The sequence below is a fragment of the Streptococcus sp. HMSC071D03 genome, from assembly GCF_001812125.1.
Lineage (GTDB): Bacteria > Bacillota > Bacilli > Lactobacillales > Streptococcaceae > Streptococcus > Streptococcus pseudopneumoniae_N.
On record NZ_KV807727.1, the window covers coordinates 1 to 6,829 of the forward strand.

8 protein-coding genes are annotated in these 6,829 nt (G+C 40.2%); 4 read left to right on the plus strand and 4 right to left on the minus strand.

Going from position 1 to position 6,829, the window contains the following annotated elements:
• Window positions 1-109: 109 nt before the first annotated feature.
• The 4 genes from nusG to recJ all read right to left on the minus strand — a co-directional run bounded on the left by nusG (window position 110) and on the right by recJ (window position 3,641).
• Window positions 110-646 (minus strand): transcription termination/antitermination protein NusG, encoded by a 537-nt coding sequence (gene nusG / locus HMPREF2837_RS03560; protein WP_045763385.1) that lies wholly within the window; start codon window positions 644-646, stop codon window positions 110-112.
• A gap of 57 nt (window positions 647-703) precedes the next feature.
• Entirely contained in the window at window positions 704-880 is a 177-nt protein-coding gene (gene secE / locus HMPREF2837_RS03565; protein WP_001211016.1) for a preprotein translocase subunit SecE, read from the minus strand.
• A 9-nt stretch (window positions 881-889) separates the two neighbouring features.
• Window positions 890-1,042, minus strand: a complete 153-nt coding sequence (gene rpmG / locus HMPREF2837_RS10645; RefSeq protein WP_001809375.1) for a 50S ribosomal protein L33 — start codon at window positions 1,040-1,042, stop codon at window positions 890-892.
• A gap of 373 nt (window positions 1,043-1,415) precedes the next feature.
• A complete protein-coding gene (gene recJ, locus HMPREF2837_RS03570; protein ID WP_049548459.1) occupies window positions 1,416-3,641 on the minus strand; it encodes a single-stranded-DNA-specific exonuclease RecJ in 2,226 nt (741 codons plus the stop codon).
• Between the two features lie 177 nt (window positions 3,642-3,818).
• Between recJ and HMPREF2837_RS03575 the strand changes: the two genes are divergently transcribed.
• From HMPREF2837_RS03575 to HMPREF2837_RS03590, 4 genes are read left to right on the plus strand one after another with little or no spacing between them, the layout of a single operon-like run.
• A complete protein-coding gene (locus HMPREF2837_RS03575; RefSeq protein ID WP_049548457.1) occupies window positions 3,819-4,577 on the plus strand; it encodes an amino acid ABC transporter ATP-binding protein in 759 nt (252 codons plus the stop codon).
• A 10-nt stretch (window positions 4,578-4,587) separates the two neighbouring features.
• Complete coding sequence (locus tag HMPREF2837_RS03580; RefSeq protein ID WP_075230656.1) at window positions 4,588-5,382, plus strand: transporter substrate-binding domain-containing protein; 795 nt, start codon at window positions 4,588-4,590, stop codon at window positions 5,380-5,382.
• Between the two features lie 12 nt (window positions 5,383-5,394).
• Window positions 5,395-6,072 (plus strand): amino acid ABC transporter permease, encoded by a 678-nt coding sequence (locus HMPREF2837_RS03585; protein ID WP_049548456.1) that lies wholly within the window; start codon window positions 5,395-5,397, stop codon window positions 6,070-6,072.
• A gap of 9 nt (window positions 6,073-6,081) precedes the next feature.
• Window positions 6,082-6,741, plus strand: coding sequence for an amino acid ABC transporter permease (locus HMPREF2837_RS03590; protein WP_049548455.1), 660 nt, complete (start codon window positions 6,082-6,084; stop codon window positions 6,739-6,741).
• Window positions 6,742-6,829 lie beyond the last annotated feature (88 nt).

The window sequence follows — 6,829 nt, forward strand, 5'->3', positions numbered from 1 at the left end:
TCCAAGGTGTATCAGGAAGTATGAATACTGACAAATGAGCCGTAAAAAAAGACAACTGTCTCTTTTACAATTGTCTTTGTTTGTGATTTTATATTGATAATTTTTTTGGTTAAAGTTCTGCAATCTGATTAAGATTTACTTCCGCTACTGTATCATTACCAAACATTGAGATAATCATCTTAACTTTATTATTATCAATTTCTGTGATCTTACCTGTGTAATCTGCGAAAGCACCATCAATGATGCGAACAGTTTGACCAACTTCGACATCAATATCAAATTCTTGGACAGTTTGACCCATAGAAACTAAAATATCGCGAATTTCTTGTTCCAAAAGTGGAGTTGGTTTTGATCTGTTTCCGTGTGAACCTACGAATCCTGTTACGTTTGGTGTGTTACGTACAACAAACCATGCTTCGTCGGTCATAACCATTTCTACAAGAACATAACCTGGAAAGCGATTTTCTTCGATTTCTTTTTTCTTTCCATTTTTTTCCACTTGCACTGTTTGTGTAGGAATTTCAACACGTAGAATATTTTCTAACATATTGTATGTTTGTGCACGTTGCAATAGATTTTCTTTTACTTTATTTTCGTAGCCAGAGTAAGTTTGTAGCACAAACCATCCTTTATCAAAACTATCCATGTTTTTTCCTTTCCTAACTGAAGAATTTCAGCGACTAGATCTTTTTCTTAGCTTATTTTAAAAAATATTAATAAAACGAATCAATCCGCTAACAATCAATTGGTCAAAAATATAAATCATCACTACAAAGAAAGCAGTGTATTCCATGATAGATTTAAAATCTAACCAACTTTCCTTGCGAGTCGGCCAAGTTGTTTCTTTAAGAAGTTTAAAAATGTCCTTAATAAAACGCATCGTTTTCTCCTATCTCGTTTCTCGGTGTGTGGTGTACTTGCCACAGTGTTTACAAAATTTATTTACTTCTAAGCGTGTTGGTTTTGGATTTCCACTAATCTTAATCGAATAATTTCTAGAACCACAAACCGCACAGGCTAGACTTGCTTTTTTAAGTGCCATAACGCCTCCATCCTACCTATTATAACAATAAACCTCTGCTTTGACAAGTTAAATCGTTTGTTGATTTTTTAAGGTGATTTCTCAAAGTAACTTCCACTTGATTTACCAAGGGATTTATCCAAAATACTTTTAAACATAATTTTTCAAAAGAAAAGCGTCATAACAAGTCAGCGACTCTAACTTCTGATCCAAAAAATCAAACAAATCTAAAAAGATCACCCTCGGCATCGGTAAACTAACTTCAAATTCTTTCTTCTGTTGATACTTATACTCTACTAGGAATTTCTTTTCCACTTCTTTCTCCATTCTCTACTTCAACTAACTTCCACTTGAGAGCAAACAAAAAGAGTCAGCAAGCCAACTCTTTCTATCTCTATTCATTTTTTTCCATTAAGAAATCATAGATTTCCTGGACTGTTCCAAGCGCCATTATTTCTTGCTCCTTGACAGTTTGTTTCAGTTTTTGATAAATCTGACTCTCAGCTATATCACGCTTTTCAGCCTCTTTATTCACCCTCATGACTCCATTTTCAATGGTCACAAAGCCAAGTTCTTCAAAAATCTGGATCATTTTAACTAACAGGATTTGCTCAATCTTGAGATAGGCCGCCAAATCCTTGAGTTTATAGCGAATGTCAAACTCCGGGAACTGATAGATGGTTTTATACAATTTTGCAAACTGCTCTCTCGTTCCATATCCCGTCAAATAGTAAGCCTTGGCTATATCATTTTTAAAGTAAAGAGCTAAAAATTCCTGCTCCTGACAGATTTTCTTAAGGAGGGATATATCCTCAGGAATATTCTTAACGACAATAGCTGAACAAGAGGTCACATCAGGTAACTCTTGCGTAAAGTCCAAAATGGCTACCCCTTCTGGTAACAAGGCATTCTTGCCACGAATGTTAAAGAGCTGGACACCTTCTACACGGGCGTCAACCATCATCAACTGCAAGGTAGTTTGACCATTCCATTGATTGACAGAGAGAGTCACCGCCAGTTCCAATTGCTTGGTTTGCGAGAACTCAGTCGCCCATTTACCTTGACCAAAAGCGACCACCTCAAAACTAGCCTCACCTTTGGAAATTTTCAGCTTGAGGTGAGCATTACCAGCCCCCATAACGCGAGCATTTTCAACTTGAAAATCTCGAATATAGAAGACAGGTTTTTGGTTATCCATCCCAAAAGGAGCTAGACGTTCAAAACTTTTCACCGTCTCCAGACTCAAGGTCTCTAAATCCAGTTCTTCATCTAAAAATAGATTGTTTTTACCTTGGGCATCTGCACCTTTTTCTCGGATATAGGCGTCCAAAAGATCAGATAAGACTTCCAACTTATCCGCTTCAAGGGTCATACCTGCAGCGCCTGCGTGACCACCAAAGGCGATAAATAGTTCTCGATGCGGGTCCAAAGCTTCAAAAATATCAACCGCTTCAATGCTTCGAGCACTACCCTTTGCGCGTCCATCTTCGATATTCAGGACAATGACTGTCTGACCCAGTTCTTCAAGTAAGCGCCCAGCTACAATTCCAAGAACTCCCGGATTCCAGCCTTCCTTAGCCAAAACTTGAACACTTCTCTCAGGATTCACCATGCCTTTAGCTTCATCGTAAATGGACTGAACAATTTCCTTACGTTCTTCATTCTTTTGATGAATCAAAAGAGCGATTTCATGCACTTCCTCATCGTCAAATCCAGTCAACAAATCAATAGCTGGATTGGGATCATCCAGGCGCCCTAGGGCATTTAAACGAGGCGCTAACTGAAAACCAACCGTCTCTTCTGTCACATCACTACTCGAAATCCCAGCAATTTCAAACATTTCTTGCAGGCCCATTCGTTGGGTATTGCGCAAGACCTCAAGACCATACTGGACCATGATACGATTTTCATCCGTCAGACTGACCATATCGGCAATTGTACCGATAGCAACCAAGTCCAACAACTCAACCTGCACTTCTTCCAAAAGGGCACAAGCCAACTTAAAAGCGACACCACAACCTGCTAGATGCTTGAAAGGATAGTCCGCCCCTGGATGTTCTGGATGAATAATAGCATAGGCATCTGGTAAATCCTCAGGCATAGAATGGTGGTCGGTCACAATGACGTCCACTCCCATCGACTGAGCCAAATCAATAGCTTCATGCCCCGCCACACCATTGTCCACCGTCACAATCAAAGACACGCCCTGTTGTTCAATGAAATATTTATAGACACTGGCATTTGGACCATAACCATCTGTAAAGCGATTGGGAAGGTAAACAAGACACTCAGCACCTATCTGCTCTAAACTTTCCTTGACAATGGAAGCCGAAGTCATTCCATCCGCATCGTAGTCACCATAAATGAGAATCAACTCCCCTTGCTCAATAGCCTGACGAATCCGCTCCACTGCTTTTTCCATATCATGCAGAAGATAGGGATCATGCAAATCATCTAAAGAAGGTTCTAAAAATTTTTTCAGACTGGTTTCATCCTGAATACCTCGTTCAAATAACAAACGAGCCACTTCAGGGCCCAAACCAGCTTTCTTAGCTATCTTTGTAAAATCCGCATCCTCAACTTGCGGAGCAAATTGCCAATTATAAGTAGGAATTATCAAAAAAATCATCCACTCTTTCTTACGATTCTATCGTTTTATTATAACATGATTTTCAGTTTTTCTCTATCCGGTTTGCTTTTATCAAAGTTTTACTAATTTCTTTGTAATATCATTTGACAGGAAAACGCTTTTGTTGTAGAATCTATGTTAAAAAATCTAACACAAAGGAGAATGATTATGACTTTAGTAGAATTTAAAGCTGTTGAAAAGTATTACGGAGACTACCACGCACTCCAGAATATCAACCTTCGTTTTGAAAAAGGCCAAGTCGTTGTGTTACTTGGACCATCTGGTTCTGGAAAGTCAACCCTTATCCGTACTATCAATGGTCTAGAGGCGATTGATAGTGGAAGTCTCTTGGTAAATGGACACCAAGTAGCAGGTGCTAGCCAAAAAGATTTAGTCCCTCTCCGCAAGGAAGTAGGGATGGTTTTCCAACATTTTAATCTTTATCCACATAAGAATGTGTTAGAAAATGTAACTCTTGCACCGATTAAAGTACTAGGCAAAGATCCAAAAGAGGCTCAAAAAACTGCGCAAAAATATTTAGAATTTGTAAATATGTGGGATAAGAAAGATTCCTATCCAGCTACCCTTTCAGGTGGACAAAAGCAACGAGTAGCTATCGCTAGAGGCCTAGCTATGAAACCTGAACTCCTACTCTTTGATGAACCAACCTCAGCTCTCGACCCCGAAACAATCGGTGATGTCCTTGCTGTTATGCAAAAATTAGCCCATGACGGCATGAATATGATGATCGTCACACACGAAATGGGCTTCGCTCGCAAGGTAGCTGATCGCATCATCTTTATGGCAGATGGACAAGTCCTGGTCGATACAACAGATGTGGATGCATTTTTTGATCACCCAAGTGAGCCGCGCGCCCAACAATTTCTCAGCAAGATTATTAACCACGAAAGTGACAAGGTCAAATAAGGAGAAGCCTATGAAAAAGAATTTCTTTCTTGCAATAGTAGTTAGCAGCCTTTTAAGTTTTGGATTTGTGACATCAGCTCAAGCAGATACCAGTATCGCAGATATCCAAAAAAGGGGAGAAATCGTTGTCGGCGTCAAACAAGACGTTCCGAATTTCGGCTATAAAAATCCGAAAACAGGAGAATTCTCAGGTATTGAAACAGATTTAGCTAAACTAATTGCAGGTCAACTCAAGGTCAAGGTCCGCTATGTTCCAGTTACTGCCCAAACGCGAGGTCCTCTATTAGACAATGAACAAGTGGATATGGACATCGCCACCTTCACAATCACAGATGAGCGGAAAAAGCTCTACAACTTCACCAGCCCTTACTATACAGACGCCTGTGGATTTTTGGTAAATAAATCAGGTAAGATTAAAAATATTGAGGATTTGAACGGAAAAACCATTGGAGTCGCACAAGGATCCATCACCCAAAAACTGATTAGCGACTTGGGTAAGAAAAAAGGCCTTGCCTTTAAATTTGTCGAACTCGGATCTTATCCTGAATTAATCACCTCCCTCCACGCCCATCGGATTGATGCCTTCTCGGTAGACCGTTCTATCCTTTCCGGCTATACCAGCAAAAGAACAGAACTACTTGACGATAGCTTCAAACCTTCTGACTATGGTATTGTAACCAAAAAATCGAACACGCAACTGAATGACTATCTAGATCAATTGGTTGTCAAATGGAGTCAGGATGGGACCTTGCAGGACTTATACGATCGCTACAATCTCAAACCTTCCAAACACTCAGCAGAATAAGGAGGTAGCTACATGATAGATTCATCATCTTGGACAGCTTATTTTCAACATTTTGGTCAATTTTTTAACGGATTTCTCTTTACTATAGCTATCGCTCTAGGTTCTTTTGCCCTAGCCATGCTATTGGGCATCCTATTCGGTATCTTATCCACTAGCAAACATGGCAGTTTACGGATCTTGTCCCGTATCTTTGTCGAATTTTATCAAAACACCCCTCTCCTAGTTCAGTTCGTTATTGTATTTTACGGCTTGCCTCTGATTAGTAACTATACTATCATGATTCCCATCTACTGGACTGCCGTTCTTTGTGTCGGACTCTACCACGGCGCCTATATCGCTGAGGTCATTCGGTCAGGAATTCAATCTATCCCTAGAGGCCAACTCGAAGCAGCTCTTTCTCAGGGATTCACCTATGCAAATGCAATGCACTTGATTATCTTACCGCAGGCTTTTCGCATCATTCTCCCTCCCTTGACCAACCAAGTCGTCAACCTGATTAAGAATACTTCGACAGTAGCTATCATTTCTGGAGTTGACCTCATGTTTGTCACCAAATCTTGGTCCGCACTCAACGGAAACTATGTCCCTGCCTTTTTAGGCGCCGCCTTCTTCTACTTTGCCCTCTGCTTCCCTGTTGCTCAATTTGGACGAAAAATGGAGCAAGCTAACAAAAAAGCTTATTCACTTTAGGAGGTTTTTATGGAAAGTATTCTTGAAGTTCTCAGTCTAGACAACCTCATCTTTATTTTAAAAGGTTTTGGTCTAACCCTCTATATCTCTTTGATTGCTATCACGCTTTCAACACTAATTGGAACCATCCTTGCTGTCATGCGTAACGGAAAAAACACCCTATTACGAATCCTTGCTAGTGTCTACATTGAATTTGTACGAAATGTTCCTAATCTACTCTGGATTTTCACTATTTTTTTAGTCTTTAAAATGAAATCTACCTCAGCCGGAATCACTGCCTTTACTCTCTTTACATCAGCAGCCCTTGCTGAAATTATCCGAGGTGGTCTTAACGCAGTGGATCAAGGACAATACGAGGCTGGAATGGCACAAGGTTTCTCCTATCGCCAAATCCTCTATCACATCATCCTACCGCAAGCCATCCGCAAGATGCTCCCTGCCATCATCTCTCAATTTGTAACAGTGATTAAGGATACCAGTCTCCTATACTCTGTAATCGCCCTCCAAGAGCTTTTTGGTGCTAGTCAAATCCTCATGGGCCGATACTTTGAACCGGAACAGGTTTTCAGCTTATATATCCTCATCGCCCTAATCTACTTCAGTTTCAACCTAGCTATTTCAAGCCTTTCACGGACTCTAGCAAAACGTTGGCAACAAGCTGCAGAATAACAAACATGTAGTTCTAGTTCACATGTCAGAACGAAGACAAACGTCATTTTTGGTGTTTGTCTTTTTCTCTTTTCAAAAATAGTTTGTC